Origin of the sequence: Streptomyces sp. SudanB25_2051 (assembly GCF_964272635.1) — a bacterium.
In the GTDB taxonomy this organism is placed as follows: Bacteria; Actinomycetota; Actinomycetes; order Streptomycetales; family Streptomycetaceae; genus Streptomyces.
Genome location: NZ_OZ186787.1, coordinates 3,331,944 through 3,346,808 on the forward strand (window position 1 = coordinate 3,331,944; position 14,865 = coordinate 3,346,808).

At 74.9% G+C, this 14,865-nt stretch carries 11 protein-coding genes; 5 read left to right on the top strand and 6 right to left on the bottom strand.

The window, feature by feature from the left end:
* The first annotated feature begins 298 nt into the window (after positions 1-298).
* The 4 genes from ACSUPT_RS14885 to ACSUPT_RS14900 are packed head-to-tail and all read left to right on the top strand — an operon-like array spanning position 299 to position 4,665.
* On the top strand, positions 299-1,141 hold the full coding sequence (locus tag ACSUPT_RS14885; RefSeq protein WP_351966512.1) for an NTP transferase domain-containing protein: 843 nt from the start codon (positions 299-301) through the stop codon (positions 1,139-1,141).
* Complete coding sequence (locus tag ACSUPT_RS14890) at positions 1,138-2,538, top strand: molybdopterin molybdotransferase MoeA (protein ID WP_436944600.1); 1,401 nt, start codon at positions 1,138-1,140, stop codon at positions 2,536-2,538. Before ACSUPT_RS14885 ends, ACSUPT_RS14890 begins: the two co-directional genes overlap by 4 nt.
* Positions 2,526-3,659 carry a potassium channel family protein gene (locus ACSUPT_RS14895; RefSeq protein ID WP_351966514.1) on the top strand — a complete coding sequence of 378 codons (1,134 nt, stop codon included), beginning with the start codon at positions 2,526-2,528 and terminating at the stop codon, positions 3,657-3,659. The genes ACSUPT_RS14890 and ACSUPT_RS14895 overlap by 13 nt, the downstream gene beginning before the upstream one ends.
* A gap of 10 nt (positions 3,660-3,669) precedes the next feature.
* Positions 3,670-4,665, top strand: a complete 996-nt coding sequence (locus tag ACSUPT_RS14900) for an NAD(P)H-quinone oxidoreductase (protein WP_436944603.1) — start codon at positions 3,670-3,672, stop codon at positions 4,663-4,665.
* Positions 4,666-4,828: 163 nt separating this feature from the next.
* On the opposite strand, the gene ACSUPT_RS14905 is transcribed toward ACSUPT_RS14900, so the two are convergent.
* The 6 genes from ACSUPT_RS14905 to ACSUPT_RS14930 all read right to left on the bottom strand — a co-directional run bounded on the left by ACSUPT_RS14905 (position 4,829) and on the right by ACSUPT_RS14930 (position 12,815).
* Positions 4,829-5,374, bottom strand: a complete 546-nt coding sequence (locus ACSUPT_RS14905) for a bacterial proteasome activator family protein (protein WP_351966516.1) — start codon at positions 5,372-5,374, stop codon at positions 4,829-4,831.
* A gap of 96 nt (positions 5,375-5,470) precedes the next feature.
* Positions 5,471-8,353 carry an ABC transporter permease gene (locus ACSUPT_RS14910; RefSeq protein ID WP_403504402.1) on the bottom strand — a complete coding sequence of 961 codons (2,883 nt, stop codon included), beginning with the start codon at positions 8,351-8,353 and terminating at the stop codon, positions 5,471-5,473.
* The gene (locus ACSUPT_RS14915) at positions 8,350-9,120 is read right to left on the bottom strand and encodes an ABC transporter ATP-binding protein (protein ID WP_365724826.1); all 771 of its coding nucleotides are present in this window, start codon (positions 9,118-9,120) and stop codon (positions 8,350-8,352) included. Before ACSUPT_RS14915 ends, ACSUPT_RS14910 begins: the two co-directional genes overlap by 4 nt.
* A gap of 74 nt (positions 9,121-9,194) precedes the next feature.
* Positions 9,195-9,833, bottom strand: a complete 639-nt coding sequence (locus tag ACSUPT_RS14920) for a PadR family transcriptional regulator (RefSeq protein ID WP_351966518.1) — start codon at positions 9,831-9,833, stop codon at positions 9,195-9,197.
* 86 nt (positions 9,834-9,919) lie between these two features.
* A complete protein-coding gene (locus ACSUPT_RS14925; RefSeq protein WP_436944605.1) occupies positions 9,920-10,768 on the bottom strand; it encodes a hypothetical protein in 849 nt (282 codons plus the stop codon).
* 382 nt (positions 10,769-11,150) lie between these two features.
* Positions 11,151-12,815, bottom strand: coding sequence for a protein kinase domain-containing protein (locus ACSUPT_RS14930; RefSeq protein ID WP_399218620.1), 1,665 nt, complete (start codon positions 12,813-12,815; stop codon positions 11,151-11,153).
* 313 nt (positions 12,816-13,128) lie between these two features.
* On the opposite strand from ACSUPT_RS14930, the gene ACSUPT_RS14935 reads away from it, so the two are divergent.
* On the top strand, positions 13,129-14,859 hold the full coding sequence (locus ACSUPT_RS14935; RefSeq protein ID WP_399218619.1) for a protein kinase domain-containing protein: 1,731 nt from the start codon (positions 13,129-13,131) through the stop codon (positions 14,857-14,859).
* Positions 14,860-14,865: the final 6 nt, after the last annotated feature.

The window sequence follows — 14,865 nt, forward strand, 5'->3', positions numbered from 1 at the left end:
GGGTGCCAGTGCGGGGCCTTCCGGCCCGGCGGTGGGTGACGCCGAGGGCGACCTGTGCCGTCGGCAGGGCACGGCCCGGCGGGCTTCGTGGGCGCCCTCCGAACTCGGGTCCGGCCTCCCTTCCCCCCCCCGTGGCCGGACCCGGCCGGGACACCGCCGCGTGTGGCGGTGTCCCGGTTTGGCCGCGGCCCCCGGCTGGAGCGCCGGGCCGGGCACCGCCGTGGCGGGACCGGGGCAGGGCACCGCCGTGGTGCCGGGGCGGTGTCGGCTTCCGTGGGGCGGCGACCATACTGGGCGGGTGACCCGATTTGACGCCGTCGTGCTGGCAGGGGGCGCCGCCAGGCGCCTCGGTGGGGCGGACAAGCCCGGCCTGAGCGTCGGTGGGCGCACCCTGCTCGACCGGGTGCTGCACGCCTGCCGTGACGCCGGCCGGGCCGTGGTGGTCGGCGGTCGCCGGCCGACCGTCCGGCCCGTCGTCTGGGCGCGGGAGGAACCGCCCGGAGGCGGCCCCGTCGCCGCACTCGCCGCAGGCGTGCGGCACGTCGAGGCGGACACGGTGGTCGTCCTCGGCGGCGACCTGCCGTTCCTGGACCGGGCGGCCGTACGGCACCTCGTCGACACGCTCGACGCGTCGCCCGCCGAGGCCGTCCTCGCCGTCGACGCCGACGGCCGCGACCAGCCGCTCGTCGCCGCGTACCGCACCGAACCGCTGCGCCGCGAGATCGCTCTCCTCGCCACCGAGCACGGCCCTCTCTCCGGGTTGCCCCTGCGTCTGCTGACCCAGGAACTCGACCTCGCCCGGGTCCCCGCCCAGCCGCTCGCCTCCTTCGACTGCGACACCTGGGAAGACCTCGCCGCGGCCCGGGCCCGCATCAGGGAGCATGGGAACGTGCTGGACGAATGGATCACCGCGGTCAAGGCCGAACTCGGCATCGAACTCGACGTCGACACCGGTCTGCTGCTCGACCTGGCCCGCGACGCCGCCCACGGGGTCGCCCGGCCCGCCGCGCCGCTCACCACGTTCCTCGTGGGGTACGCGGCGGCCAAGGCGGAGGGCGAGGGACCGCAGGCGGTGGCCGAGGCGGCCCGCAAGGCCGCCGCGCTCGCCAACCGCTGGGCGGACGAGGGCGCGGCGGGATGACCGAGCCGGACGTCGACGGCGTCGACGAAGCCCTCGCCCTGGTCGGCAGAGCCCCGACCGGACCCTCCGCACCCCGGCCGCCCGGCCAGCAAGGCACCCGGGACGGGCAGGGCGCGTCCGGTCACCGGGACGCACAGCGCCACCGGGACACCGCCTGGGACCGGGCCCGTGCCCTCGCCGCCCGTGCCGGACGATGCGCCGCCCCCCGCAGCCGCACCGTCCCGCTCGACCAGGCGCTCGGCCGGGTCCTCGCAGAGCCGCTGACCGCCCTCACCGACCTGCCGCCGTTCGACACCTCCGCGATGGACGGCTGGGCCGTCGCGGGCCCCGGCCCCTGGGAGATCCGCGCCGAGGAGTCCCTGCTCGCCGGACGCGGTGAGGCCACCGCCCTGCCCGACGGCATCGCCGTACGCATCGCGACGGGGGCCCGCGTCCCCGCCGACACGACCGCCGTCATCCGCACCGAGCACGCCCGCGCCACACCCGGCCGCGCCGACCGGGCCGGTACGGGCGGAGGCGGCGGCCATCTGCACGCCCGGCACGAGGTGGTGCCCGGCCAGGACATCCGCCCCCGGGGCCAGGAGTGCCGCACCGGCGACGAGCTGCTGCCCGCCGCCACCATCGTCACCCCCGCCGTCCTGGGCCTCGCGGCCGCCGCCGGGTACGACCGGCTGGTCACCGCCGAGCCGCCCCGCGTCGACGTCCTCGTCCTCGGCGACGAGCTGCTCACCTCCGGCATTCCGTACGACGGCCTCATCCGCGACGCGCTCGGCCCGATGCTCGGCCCCTGGCTGCGCACCCTGGGCGCCGAGCCCACCGTGCGACGGATCGGGGACGACGCCGACGCCCTGTACGAGGCCGTCACCGGCACCGACGCCGACCTGGTCGTCACCACGGGCGGCACCGCCGCCGGGCCCGTCGACCACGTCCACCCGGTCCTGCGCAAGGCGGGCGCCGAACTGCTGGTCGACGGCGTGCGGGTACGGCCCGGCCACCCCATGCTGCTCGCCCGGCTCACCGCCAACCGCCACCTCGTCGGACTGCCCGGCAACCCCCTGGCGGCCGTCTCCGGGCTGCTGACCCTCGCCGAGCCGCTGCTGCGCGGCCTCGCCGGACGCCGCGCCCCCGAGCCGTACCGGCTGCCCGTACGGGGTGACGTCCACGGCCACCCCCGCGACACCCGCCTCGTGCCCGTCGCCCACCGCGACGGGCGGGCGGTCCCGCTCCACTACGCCGGTCCCGCCATGCTGCGCGGGCTGGCAGCCGCCGACGGGCTCGCCGTCGTCCCGCCCGGCGGCGCCCGTACCGGCGATGTCCTCGAAATCCTCGACCTGCCGTGGACGGCGTCCACCTCGGCGCCCGCCCCGGCCCCGGCCCAAGGCGGATGTTTCACGTGAAACCTGTGCGTCGCCCCTCCCGACCCGGCGAGGAGGAGGACCATCTCGCCACCGGCCGGGTCAGCCTGCCCCGGCCGATCGTCGAGCACCCGCTGCGGCAGGTCGGCCAGCGGCTGGCCCTCGCCCTGTTCGTGATGGTTCTGACGGTGGTCATCGTCATGGCCGACCGCGAGGGCTACAAGGACGGGGCCGACGGGCACCTCAGCCTGCTCGACGCCGTCTACTACGCGACGGTCACGCTCTCCACGACCGGATACGGCGACATCGTGCCGGCCAGCGACACCGCCCGGCTCGTCAACGTCCTGATCGTGACCCCGCTGCGCGTCCTGTTCCTGATCATCCTGGTCGGCACCACCCTGGAGGTGCTCGCCGAGCGCACCCGCGAGGAGTGGCGCCAGAAGCGTTGGAGGTTGGCCTTGCGAGACCACACCGTCGTCGTCGGCTTCGGCACGAAGGGGCGCTCCGCGCTGGAGACCCTGATGGCCACGGGGCTGAAGAAGCAGCAGGTCGTGGTCGTCGACCCGAGCAGCAAGGTGATCGAGATGGTCAACGCGGAGGGCCTGACCGGCGTCGTCGGCGACGGCACCCGCAGCGACGTCCTCCTGCGCGCCGAGGCCCAGCGCGCCCGGCAGATCATCGTCGCCACCCAGCGGGACGACACCGCCGTCCTCGTCACCCTCACCGCCCGCCAGCTCAACAAGAACGTCAAAATCATCGCCGCGGTGCGCGAGGAGGAGAACGCCCCGCTGCTGCGCCAGTCCGGGGCTGACGCCGTCATCACCAGCGCCAGCGCCGCCGGCCGGCTGCTCGGCCTGTCCGTGCTCAGTCCCAGCGCCGGCACGGTCCTGGAGGACCTGATCCACCAGGGCACCGGCCTCGACATCGTGGAACGGCCGGTGACCAAGGCCGAGGCGGGCCGCAGCGTCCGCGACACCGAGGACCTGGTGGTGAGCGTGCTGCGCGGGCACCGGCTGATCGGCTACGACGATCCCGAGGCCAGCCCGCTCCAGCTGACCGACCGGGTCATCACCATCAAGCGCGCCCCCGGCCGGACCGCTCCGGCGCACCCGCCGAGGGGCGCGGGCTGGAACGGCTCCTCCGCGGGCGTACCGGCGGAGTAGCCTCGCGGCCATGCGTGCGATCACGATTCCCGAACCCGGTGGCCCCGAGGCGCTCGTCTGGTCCGAGGTACCCGATCCCGTACCCGGCGAGGGCGAGGTGCTCGTCGACGTGGCGGCGGGCGCCGTCAACCGGGCCGACCTGCTCCAGCGGCGCGGCTTCTACGACCCGCCGCCCGGCTCCTCCCCGTACCCCGGCCTGGAATGCTCGGGCCGGATCGCCGCCGTGGGCCCCGGCGTCTCCGGATGGGCCGTCGGCGACGAGGTGTGCGCGCTGCTCGCGGGCGGCGGGTACGCCGAGAAGGTGGCCGTCCCCGCCGGGCAGCTGCTGCCCGTGCCGAAGGGCCTGGACCTGGTGACGGCGGCGGCGCTGCCGGAGGTCACCGCCACGGTCTGGTCGAACGTCTTCATGGTGGCCCATCTGCGGCCCGGCGAGACGCTGCTGGTGCACGGCGGCGCCAGCGGCATCGGGACGATGGCGATCCAGCTCGGCAAGGCGGTCGGCGCCCGCGTCGCCGTGACCGCCGGCGGCCCCGAGAAGCTCGCCCGGTGCGCTGAGCTCGGCGCGGACGTGCTGATCGACTACCGTACGCAGGACTTCGTGGACGAGGTGCGCGCGGCGACGGGCGGGGCGGGCGCGGACGTCATCCTCGACATCATGGGCGCCAAGTACCTGGAGCGGAACGTCAAGGCGCTCGCCGTGAACGGCCGGCTCGCCGTCATCGGCCTCCAGGGCGGGGTGAAGGCCGAACTGAACCTCGGCGAGCTGCTGAGCAAGCGGGCCGCCGTGACCGCGACCTCGCTGCGGCAGCGCCCGCTGGAGGAGAAGGCCGCCATCGTCGCCGCCGTACGCGAACACGTCTGGCCGCTGGTCGAGGCGGGCACGGTACGCCCGGTCGTGCACCGCGCGTTCCCCATGGAGCGGGCCTCGGAGGCCCACCGGGTCCTGGAGGACAGCGCCCACGTCGGCAAGGTGCTGCTCACCACCGGTACGGCCACCGGGGACTGACGGCCACTCACCGGAACGGCGACGCGTCACCGCAACGGCTACGTCACCGGAACGGCGACGCGAACGGCCCGGCACACGCGCGGTGTGCCGGGCCGTTCACGCATCCTCATCGAGTGGCCCACGACGGCCCAGCGGCTACCGGCCCGCCATGGCCCACAGCGGCTTACAGGTACGGGCCGCCCGTCCGGGCGCGGCCGCGCCCCTGGTCGTCGTCGTCCTGCGAGGCCATCCCCGGCGGGAGGGCCCGCCGCATCTGCTCCAGCTGGGCACGGGCCGCCATCTGCTGGGCGAACAGCGCCGTCTGGATGCCGTGGAAGAGGCCCTCCAGCCATCCGACCAACTGCGCCTGCGCGATCCGCAGTTCCGCCTCGGACGGGATCGCCTCGTCGGTGAACGGGAGCGACAGCCGCTCCAGTTCCTCCACGAGCTCGGGCGCCAGGCCCTCTTCCAGCTCCTTGACCGAGCTGTGGTGGATCTCCTTCAGCCGGACACGGCTCGCCTCGTCCAGAGGTGCCGCGCGCACCTCCTCCAGCAGCTGCTTGATCATGCTGCCGATCCGCATCACCTTGGCCGGCTGCTCGACCATCTCCGTCACCGGGATCTCACGCGGCTCGTCGTCACCGTCGCCGCCGCCGAGCGCCATCCCGTCCTGCCCGACGATGAGGACCTGCGGGGTCTCCTGCGACCGTTCATTCCTCGGCATCTCCATGCCGCCATTCTCTCGTACGGACGCGTCAGAGAAGGGTGTGCCCCTGTACGAAGATGATCCACCTTCGTGCAGGGGCACAGGACCGCCCGCGGCGCGTTACGCGGCCGCCCGGCGGGCCAGGGCGGTGCGGGAGCGGGTCAGCAGGGCGGCGAGCACGGCCGCGCCCAGCGGGACAACGACCAGCAGGGCCCCGTACGTCTCCCACGGGATGACGATCGGGACGTGCGGCAGGTCGGCGGCGGTGGACCAGCCGGCGTCGCGGCCCTCCTCCCACTGCGCCATCTGCTGGCGGCGCTCGGTCAGCCGCAGCCCGATCGCGGGCAGCACGCCCGCCGCCGTGCCGAGCACCACACCCATCACGGCGACCACCCCGCACTGGAAGCCGCTGAGGGTGCGGCGCACCCGCGGCGGCGCCCCGACGGCGGCGAGGGTCTTCAGGTCCGCCTCGGCGTCCGCCTGGGACAGGCCGGTGGCGATGCCCGCGGCGCCGATGGTGATCAGGCCGGCGAACACGGTCAGCGCGAGGAGCGTGATGTTGTTCTCGCTGCTGTAGCCCTGCTCGATGTGCAGCTGGACGCCGCCGCCGATCCGGGCGAGATCGGCTTCGAGGCGCTGCTGCTGCTCGCTGCTCGGCTGCCGGTCGGTGCTGAAGTACGAGCCCACCGGCACCGCGCGGAGGCCGAGCGCCTCGACGGTGGCCGGGCTGATCACGCCCGCGACCCCGTACGAGGGCACGCCGTCGGCCACCTGGTACGCCGGGAGGGCCTTCACCGCGCCGGGCAGCGGCTTGTTCCGCTCGGCCGCCTCGTCGTACGCCTTCGCGTCGGTGATCAGCCGCAGGGAGATCCGGCCGGACGGGTCGACCTGCGGCTTGCGGAAGGAGACGACCCGCCCCTCGGCGAGCGCCCGCTCGGCGGCCGGGTCGTCGACGCCGAGCACCTTCAGCAGCGCCGCGTCGGCGACCAGCAGTCCGTCCTCCGAGGGGACGTAGCCGCCGCCCTCGTCGATGGCGCAGCGCCAGTCCTCGGCCAGCTTGCGGCGCTCCTGCGGGGAGAACCGCGCCGCGGGGTCCTCGCCGTCGCCGGAGGGACTCACCCACAGCGGGCACTGGTGGGCCTGCGGGACGACGATCTCGAGGCGCCCGCAGCCCTCTTCACCGGAGTACGGTTCGCAGGCGCGCCGGCCGACGCTGACGCGGGAGACGTCGGCCCGCACCTCGACGGGCAGCTGGCGCTGCACGGCCTCGCGGACCGCCGGCACGTCCCGGCCGCCGTCCTCCGTCAGGAAGGCGGACACCGCGCCGTGCGGCAGCTGGGCCCGGTACTGGGCGCGCTGCTCGGCGTCCTCGCTCGTCGCGTACGTGGCGACGGCGACCGTACCGGCGACGGCGGCCAGGACCGCGGCCACGGCCGGAGCCGTACGGCCCCGGTTGCGGACCGAGTCGCGCAGCGCCAGGCGCGGGGAGAGCGGCAGCAGGCGGCCGGCGCGGCCGAACAGGCCCACCAGGGCCGGGGTCATCGCGACGACGCCCAGCTCCGCGAGGGCGCTGCCGCCGGCGACGACGACCATGTGGTCCGAGTACACCGACCCGTACAGGGCGATGGCGCCGCCCAGCAGCGCGGCGGCGAGGCCGGCCATCGGCAGGACGCGGCTGCTCCTGCGCACCCCTCGGCGGCCCGTCAGGGACGCCAGGACCGTCTCGCGCGAGGCGGTCACGGCGGGCACGATCGCGGCGAGCAGACCGGTCAGCACGGCCAGCGCGCCGATGCCGAGCAGTTCCAGCGGGCGCACGTCGAAGGCGCCGAAGCGCTGCCCGAAGGACTCCTCCAGAACGGGCTGGAGCAGGAACGTCAGGGCCAGACCGAGCACCGTGCCGACGACGGCCGCGGCGAGACCGATGACCAGACCGCCGGCCAGGACGATGGCGCGGATGTGGCGGCGGTCGCCTCCGTTGGCCCCGACGAGGCCCAGCTGGCGGCGCGAGCGGCGGGCGCCGACGGCGAACGCGGGGCCGGCCAGCAGGCAGATCTCCAGCATCGCGAGGCCGACGACGGTGGCCGCGGCGATCAGGGCGGACGTGTCGCCCGCGCCGGTGGTCACGCCGTGGTTGCGGTAGCCCTCGCGCTGGAACAGCGGCACCTCGGAGTCCGGGGGCGGGGCCATGAGGACCGCGCGGGAGACGACGGTCACGCCCTTGGCGTTGGACTCCTTGACCATGTTCCACGTGAAACCGGGGCCGCTGTCCGCCGGAAGCCTCAGCAGGTGGGTCGTGGAGTGGTCCGGCACGGCCAGGCCGGCCCCTTCGAGGGCCTTGCGCAGCGGCTCCAGGAGCGCTCCGGGCAGGGCGTTGACCTGCTGCGCGTTCAGGTCGTCTGGCACCTCGTACGAGCCGACGATCCGGAACTCCCGCTCCAGGCCGCGCGCGGCGAGCGTGCCGCCGATGCTCAGACCGCTGTCCTCCAGGAAGCGGGAGGTGACGGCGACCTCGTCGGGCCGCTCGGGGAAGCGGCCGTCCAGCGGCGTCAGGATGCCCTTGGCGAGCGGGTCGGTCGCCTTCAGCTCGCGGATCTCCGAGTGGAGCAGGCCGTGCGCGGTGCGGATCTTCGCCGATCCGGCGCTGTCCGGCAGCAGGGTCACCCCGGGCGGGAGCGCCTTCGCCAGGTCCGCCGGGCCGGTCGGCGTCGGCTCGTCGTCGTACTTCGGGTCCGCCGCGGTGGTGATGTCGCCCTTCGGGTCCTGCTGGACGGCGATGCCGGCGTATCCGGGATCCGAGACGCGGGCGTCCGCGGCGCCCAGGACGCGGGTGGCGTGCTCGGCCGGGGACAGTTCGGCGGTGCGCAGCGTCAGATCGGCCGCGCTCACCCCGAGGATCGGCAGGGCGATCATCGCGAGGACGAGGGAGCTGCGGCCCTTGGAGCGCCAGGCGTCGCGGCGGGCGATCCGCACCGCGGCACGCCAGGAGTTGAGCCTGCCGTTCACCGCTCGCCCGCCTGCCCCGTCAGCAGGGACTCCGCGCCGGACCGCACCGTCTGGTCGACGACCGCGCCGTCACGGAGGAACACCACGCGGTCGGCCCAGGCGGCGAAGCGGGGCTCGTGGGTGACGAGCACCCCGGCGGCTCCGGCGTCGCAGCGGGAGCGCAGCAGGGCGAGGACGGACTCGCCGGTCTCGGAGTCCAGGGCGCCGGTCGGCTCGTCGGCCAGGACCAGGCGGCGCTCGCCGACCAGGGCGCGGGCGATGGCGACGCGCTGCTGCTGGCCGCCGGACATCTCGTCGGGGAACCGGTCCGCGAGGTGGGCCAGGCCCATCTCCTCCAGCGCGGCGATGGCCTCGCCGCGCGCCTTGCGGGCCGACACGCCGTCCAGCTCGCGCGGGAGGGCGACGTTCTCGGCGGCCGTGAGGGCCGGGATGAGGTTGTAGTCCTGGAAGACGTAGCCGATGCTGCGGCGGCGCAGCGCGGCGAGGGTCTTGCGGTCGGCCTCGGTGATGTCGGTGCCCTCGACGACGACCCGCCCGGAGGTGGGCATGTCCAGGCCGCCGGCGATGGTGAGGAGCGTGGACTTGCCGGAGCCGGAGGGGCCCATGACGGCGATCAGCTCGCCCGGGTACACGTCGAGGTCGATGCCGCGCAGGGCGTGGACCTCGGTGGGGCCGCTGCCGTGGACGCGGGTCAGCTGCTGGAGCCGGAGCACGGGCTGCTGGGACACGTGGGGCTGGTGGGGCGTGTGTGGCGTGGGTGATGACATGAAGGGTCCCCCCTCGGGCGTACGGCGGGACGCGGGGGTCCCTCCGTACGCGGTGGTGGTCGGTGTGTCCGCGGTCAGCGGCGGCGGCCGGCGCGGGCCGTGGCGCGGGGCGCCGGGGTGCCCGGCGCCGGGGCGGCGTCGGGCGGCGGCGGGTCCTGCGGGGCGGCGGCGGCCGACAGGCGGATCAGCCGGGACTCGCAGTGGTCCAGCCAGCGGGCCTCGGCCTCCGTCTGGAAGATCAGCTGCTCCAGTACGAGGAGCCAGGCCACGTCGTCGCGCCGCTGCCCGGCGCCGCTCTCCAGGGCGCTGACCGCCTGCGCCTTGAGCCGGGTGTAGTCCTGCATGGCCTTCACCGTGTGGTGGCGCTGGGCCTGGATCACGGCGCGGACGTCCACGCCGGGCGCGCCGACGGCCATGGCGAGCTTGATGGCCAGCTCGTCACGGGCGGGGCTGGTGCGGTCGACGGGCCGTTCGAACCAGGTGCGCAGCTCCTCGCGGCCGGCGTCGGTGATGACGTAGAGCGGGTGGCCGGCCTCGTCCTCGCCATCCTGGGCGACCATGCCGTCGCGCTCCAGGCGGCTGAGGGTCGTGTAGACCTGGCCGACGTTGAGCGGCCAGGTGGAGCCGGTGCGGGACTCGAACTCCGTGCGGAGCTGGGAGCCGTAGCGAGGGCCGCGTTCGAGGAGGGCGAGGAGCCCGTGGCGGATCGACATACCGAGTATGTATACCGGGTATGCCGTCGGCGGCCAACCGTCCTCCGAAGGAACCGGAAGGTCCCTCTCAAGGAGGACGCGGCCGGTCAGACGCGGCGGACGCGGACCCCGAGGAAGCCGAGGCCGAGCCCCATGAGGGTGAGCCCGACCCCCAGGGTCAGTACGGGAACGCGCCGGTCGACGCCGGTTTCGGCGGCCCTTCCGCGCGGTTCCCAGGCGGTGTGGGACGGGTCGGCCGCCGGGGGTACGGCACCGTGGGAGTCCCCCTCGGGTACGACGTCCGGCACGGCCCCCTGGCCGTGGTACCGGCCGTCGCGGCGGCGTTCGTCTGTTGCCGTTCTGCTACGTACGGGCTCCTCGGCGGCGTCCGACGCGGACGGGGCCGGGGTCGCGGAGTCGCTCGCCGTCGGCGGTGTGGCGCGTCCGGGCCGCTTGACGCCCGCGCCGGCGGGCCGCCCGGCGAGCGAGGGCCGGGCGCTGCCGGTGACGCCCGGCGCGGCGGACGGCCCCGCCACAGGGCCACCGGGGCCGCCGGGACCGCCGGGACCGCTCGGACCGGCGGGGCCTGTGGGGCCGCCGCTCCCCGAGCCGCCGGGGGCTTCCGTGCCGCCGGGGCCGCCCGGCCCCGGGGAGGCGGGCGACGGGTCCGCCGGGGATCCTGACGCACCGGTCGGGGTGCCGCCCCGCGACGGGGAGGAGGCGGGCTGGGAGGCCGGGGGCGCCGGAGCCGTGGCGCCGCTGCCGGAGCCGCCGTCACCGGCGGCGCCGGGGACGATCATCCCCAGGGAACCGCCCACCCCCGTCAGCCACCCCAGCGGCGCGCGGGGCGGCGGGCTGATGTCGGCGCGCGCGTGCGCGACGGGGGCGGCGAGACCGGCGCACAGCAGAAGGGAGCCCAGCGCGACCGCCCAGCGGGCCTGAGGTCGTGGAGTCATGGGGCGACTCCCTTTCGCGCGGCGGTTGCTCGTTCCCGCCCACGATCACACAGACCACCCCGCCCCGGCCTCCCGGAGCAGCCGAATGGCGCAGTGCCGGGGGATGACGGGGGGACGTCCACCGGATGACCACCCCCGCGGGACCGGCTCCGCGCCGAGCGGAACGCCTGGCTAGGCAGCCGCCCCGCCCTTAGCGGAACGCCCGGCCACGCAGTCGCCCGCGCCGAGCGGGACGCCCGGCCACGCAGTCGCCCGCGCGCGGGGAGCGGCCCCGCCCGGCGGAACCGAACCGCACAGCGGAACGCCCGGCCAGGCAACCGCCCGCGCGCCGGGAGCGGCCCCGCGCCCGGCGGGGTGCCCCGGTCCGGGCAGCCCGGAGGCGTTACTGCTGGGGGCGGCCCGTGGAGATCTCCAGGGTGAAGTCGGCCTCGTCCTTGCTGATCTCCGTGCCCTTCGTCGGGAACTGGGTCAGCACCGTGCCGTCGCCGTAGACGTTCTCGTTGACCGCGATCTCCTTCGCGATCGTCCACCCGGCCGCCTGGATGCACTGCTTGACCGAGGTGATGTTCTTGTACCGGAAGTCCGGCACCTCGAACTTCTCCGGGTCGTCGCCCTCGCGCGGCTCCGTGCAGTCCTTGGTGTCCATCGTCCGGCTCAGGTCCGGGCCCTTGTAGTCGCCGCCGGTCGCGGACTGGCTCGCCTGCGCGCCGCCGCCCGCCACGGGGCCCGCCGGGTCGTCCTCCTTGTTGACGACGACGGCCGTGATGACACCCGCGACGGCGATCAGCGCGACGACGATCGCGCCCACCAGCAGCGGCATGTTCCGCCCGCCACCGCCACCGCCGCCACCGCCGCCGCTCGTGGCGGGCTGGTACGGGGCCGGCGTCTGGTACGCGGGCGGCTGCGCCTGCTGGTGCGGGTAGCCGTACGCCGCCGGAGCGGGGGTCGGCATCGGCGCGGGAGCCGGGGCGGGGGTCGGCGGCCCGTACGGGCTCGGCGTCGGCGCCTGGTACGGCGTGTGGACGCCCTGCGGCGGGTGCCCCGCATTCGCCTGCGACTGGTCCAGCGGCGGGAACACCGCGGAGCCGACACCCGCGCCGCTGTTGGAGGGGGCGCCCTGCACGATCACCGGCGCGCCCGTCTGCCCGGCCGACAGCACCCGCAGGCACTCGTCACGCATGGCGGCGGCGCTGGGGAACCGCTCGTTGGGGTTCTTCCGCAGCGCCCGCGCCACCAGGGCGTCCATCGCGGGCGTGATCGACCGGTTGATGGAAGAGGGCGCGACCGGCTCCTCCTGGACGTGCGCGTACGCGATGGCCAGCGGCGAGTCCGCGTCGAACGGCAGCCGCCCCGTCAGCAGCTGGAAGAGCATGATGCCGACCGAGTACAGGTCGGAGCGGGCGTCGACCCCGCGGCCGAGCGCCTGCTCGGGCGAGAGGTACTGGGGCGTGCCGACGACCATGCCGGTCTGCGTCATCGACGTGACCCCGGACTGCATGGCGCGCGCGATGCCGAAGTCCATGACCTTGACCACACCGCGCTTGGTCATCATCACGTTGCCCGGCTTGATGTCGCGGTGGACCAGGCCCATCTCGTGGCTGGTCTCCAGCGCGGCGAGCACGTCGGCGGTGACCTTCAGGGCCTTGTCGGCCGGCATCGCGCCGTACTGCTGGATGTCGGCGGCCAGCACCGAGCCGAGCGGCTGGCCCTCCACGTACTCCATGACGATGTACGGCATGACGCCGCCCTCGCCCATCGAGGGGTCGCTGAAGACGACCGTGTCCTCACCGGTGTCGAAGACCGACACGATGTTGGTGTGCTGGAGCTTCGCGACGGCCTGCGCCTCGCGCCGGAACCGCTCGCGGAACGACTGTTCCCGGCCGAGTTCCGTGTGCAGGGTCTTGATGGCGACCTGGCGGTCCAGGGCACTGTCGTACGCCAGGTACACCGAGGCCATGCCGCCCTCGCCGAGCAGGTCGCGCAGCTGGTACCGGCCGTTCGCCACCGAACCGCCCGCATAGCGGCCCTGTGCGCCGTCCTGGCTCATCGTGCTTCCCCCTACGCGCGCGCGTGCCGCCGCGGTGATCCGGATTTACGGGCCAAGTCTGCCCCAGGCCACCGACACGTCAAGCCGCGCGCCCGTTCCGTGACCGTACGCGCCGGAAGCGTCTCGGAAGTGTTACGTGACCCGGATCGGATTTGCACAGGTGTACGGGGAACCGATTGGATGGCCGGTCCAGCCCGAACCGGCGCGTCGCGCGGAGGCTGTAGCGTGACGTGGCGAAGTACCCCTGGAAAGACGGCGGCACACCGCTCGCGGGCACAGCGCGCGGACAGCAACGGAAATGACGGCGAGGACGATGGCACCCGGATCCGAAGCAGGTGGCGGCGGAGTGTCGGATGACGGAGCGTCGGGGCGCGGGGACGCCGTCGAGTTCGGCGTCGGCGGCCTGGTCGGCGACGGACGCTACCGGCTGACGCACCGCCTCGGCCGCGGCGGCATGGCCGAGGTCTTCGCGGCGGAGGACGTACGGCTCGGCCGCACCGTCGCCGTGAAGCTGCTCCGCGCGGACCTGGCGGAGGACCCGGTCTCCAAGGCCCGCTTCACACGTGAGGCGCAGTCCGTCGCGGGCCTGAACCACCACGCGATCGTGGCGGTCTACGACTCCGGCGAGGACGAGGTCAACGGCCAGGCCGTGCCGTACATCGTCATGGAGCTGGTCGAGGGCCGCACCATCCGCGAGCTGCTGGTCAGCGCGGAGGCTCCGCCGCCCGAGCAGGCCCTGATCATCGTGTCGGGCGTGCTGGAGGCGCTGGCCTACTCGCACCAGCACGGCATCGTGCACCGCGACATCAAGCCCGCGAACGTGATCATCACGCACGGCGGCGCGGTCAAGGTGATGGACTTCGGCATCGCGCGCGCCCTGCACGGGGCGTCCACGACGATGACGCAGACCGGCATGGTCATGGGCACGCCCCAGTACCTGTCGCCGGAGCAGGCGCTCGGCAAGGCCGTCGACCACCGCTCCGACCTGTACGCTACGGGCTGCCTGCTGTACGAACTGCTCGCGCAGCGGCCGCCGTTCGTCGGCGAGACGCCGCTGTCGGTCGTCTACCAGCATGTGCAGGACATCCCGGTCCCGCCGTCGCAGGTGTCCGACGGCGCCCCGCCGGAGCTGGACGGGCTGGCGATGCGGGCGCTGGCGAAGGACCCGGACGACCGGTTCCAGAGCGCCGAGGAGATGCGCGGGCTGATCCAGTACGGGCTGCGCATGCTCCAGGAGCAGGGCGGCCACACCGGCACGTGGAACACCGGCCCGGTCGGCCCGCACGACGGCGGCCACACCCCGCACGGCGGTGTCGCCAAGACCGCCATGATGGGCGCGGTGCCGGGCGCCGGCCAGGGCCCGTCGACGCCGCCCCGCCCCGTGCCGCTGCACGGCGACACCTCGCAGGGCCCGATCCTGCCGCCGATGAACCCCGACGACGGCGCCTACGCGGTGCCGTACGACAGCGGGCAGGGCGGCGGCCGCGGCAAGGTGCTGCTGTTCGTCGCGTTCGCGCTCATCGCGATCGTGGCGGGTGTCGTGTACGCGGTGAAGATGAGCGAGACGCCGACCGGCACCGACCCCAAGCCGAGCACCAGCCCCTCGCCGTCCGTGTCGCAGAGCAGCAGCCCCTCGCCCTCCCCGTCGAAGTCCGAGGAGGAGCAGGAGCAGCCCGACCCGACCACCGGCGGTGGCGGCGGCTGGGAGCGCCCGTCGTGGAACCCGCAGCCGCCCACGTACAGCCAGGACCCGGCGCCCACCACGAGCGGTGACACGGGCGACACCGGGACGACGGACGGCTCGACCGACCAGGGCACGACCGACGGCACCACGGACGGCGGCCAGGACGGCGGCACCGACCAGGGCACCACCGACGGCTCCACCGGCACCACCGACTCCGGCGGCACCGACCAGGGCACGACGGACGGCTCCACCGGCACCACCGACTCCGGCGGCACCGAGACGTCGGGCGGCGCCGGCACCGGCGGGCAGCAGGGCGGTACGACCGCCGGCGCCGGCACCGGCGGCTCCACGACCGGCTGAGCCGCC

Coding starts and splice junctions, on each gene's coding strand:
- ACSUPT_RS14925 (WP_436944605.1), bottom strand. CDS start 10,768: ATGACTCCACGACCTCAGGCCCGCTGGGCGGTCGCGCTGGGCTCCCTT.
- ACSUPT_RS14920 (WP_351966518.1), bottom strand. CDS start 9,833: ATGTCGATCCGCCACGGGCTCCTCGCCCTCCTCGAACGCGGCCCTCGC.
- ACSUPT_RS14890 (WP_436944600.1), top strand. CDS start 1,138: ATGACCGAGCCGGACGTCGACGGCGTCGACGAAGCCCTCGCCCTGGTC.
- ACSUPT_RS14930 (WP_399218620.1), bottom strand. CDS start 12,815: ATGAGCCAGGACGGCGCACAGGGCCGCTATGCGGGCGGTTCGGTGGCG.
- ACSUPT_RS14905 (WP_351966516.1), bottom strand. CDS start 5,374: ATGGAGATGCCGAGGAATGAACGGTCGCAGGAGACCCCGCAGGTCCTC.
- ACSUPT_RS14895 (WP_351966514.1), top strand. CDS start 2,526: ATGTTTCACGTGAAACCTGTGCGTCGCCCCTCCCGACCCGGCGAGGAG.
- ACSUPT_RS14900 (WP_436944603.1), top strand. CDS start 3,670: ATGCGTGCGATCACGATTCCCGAACCCGGTGGCCCCGAGGCGCTCGTC.
- ACSUPT_RS14935 (WP_399218619.1), top strand. CDS start 13,129: ATGGCACCCGGATCCGAAGCAGGTGGCGGCGGAGTGTCGGATGACGGA.
- ACSUPT_RS14915 (WP_365724826.1), bottom strand. CDS start 9,120: ATGTCATCACCCACGCCACACACGCCCCACCAGCCCCACGTGTCCCAG.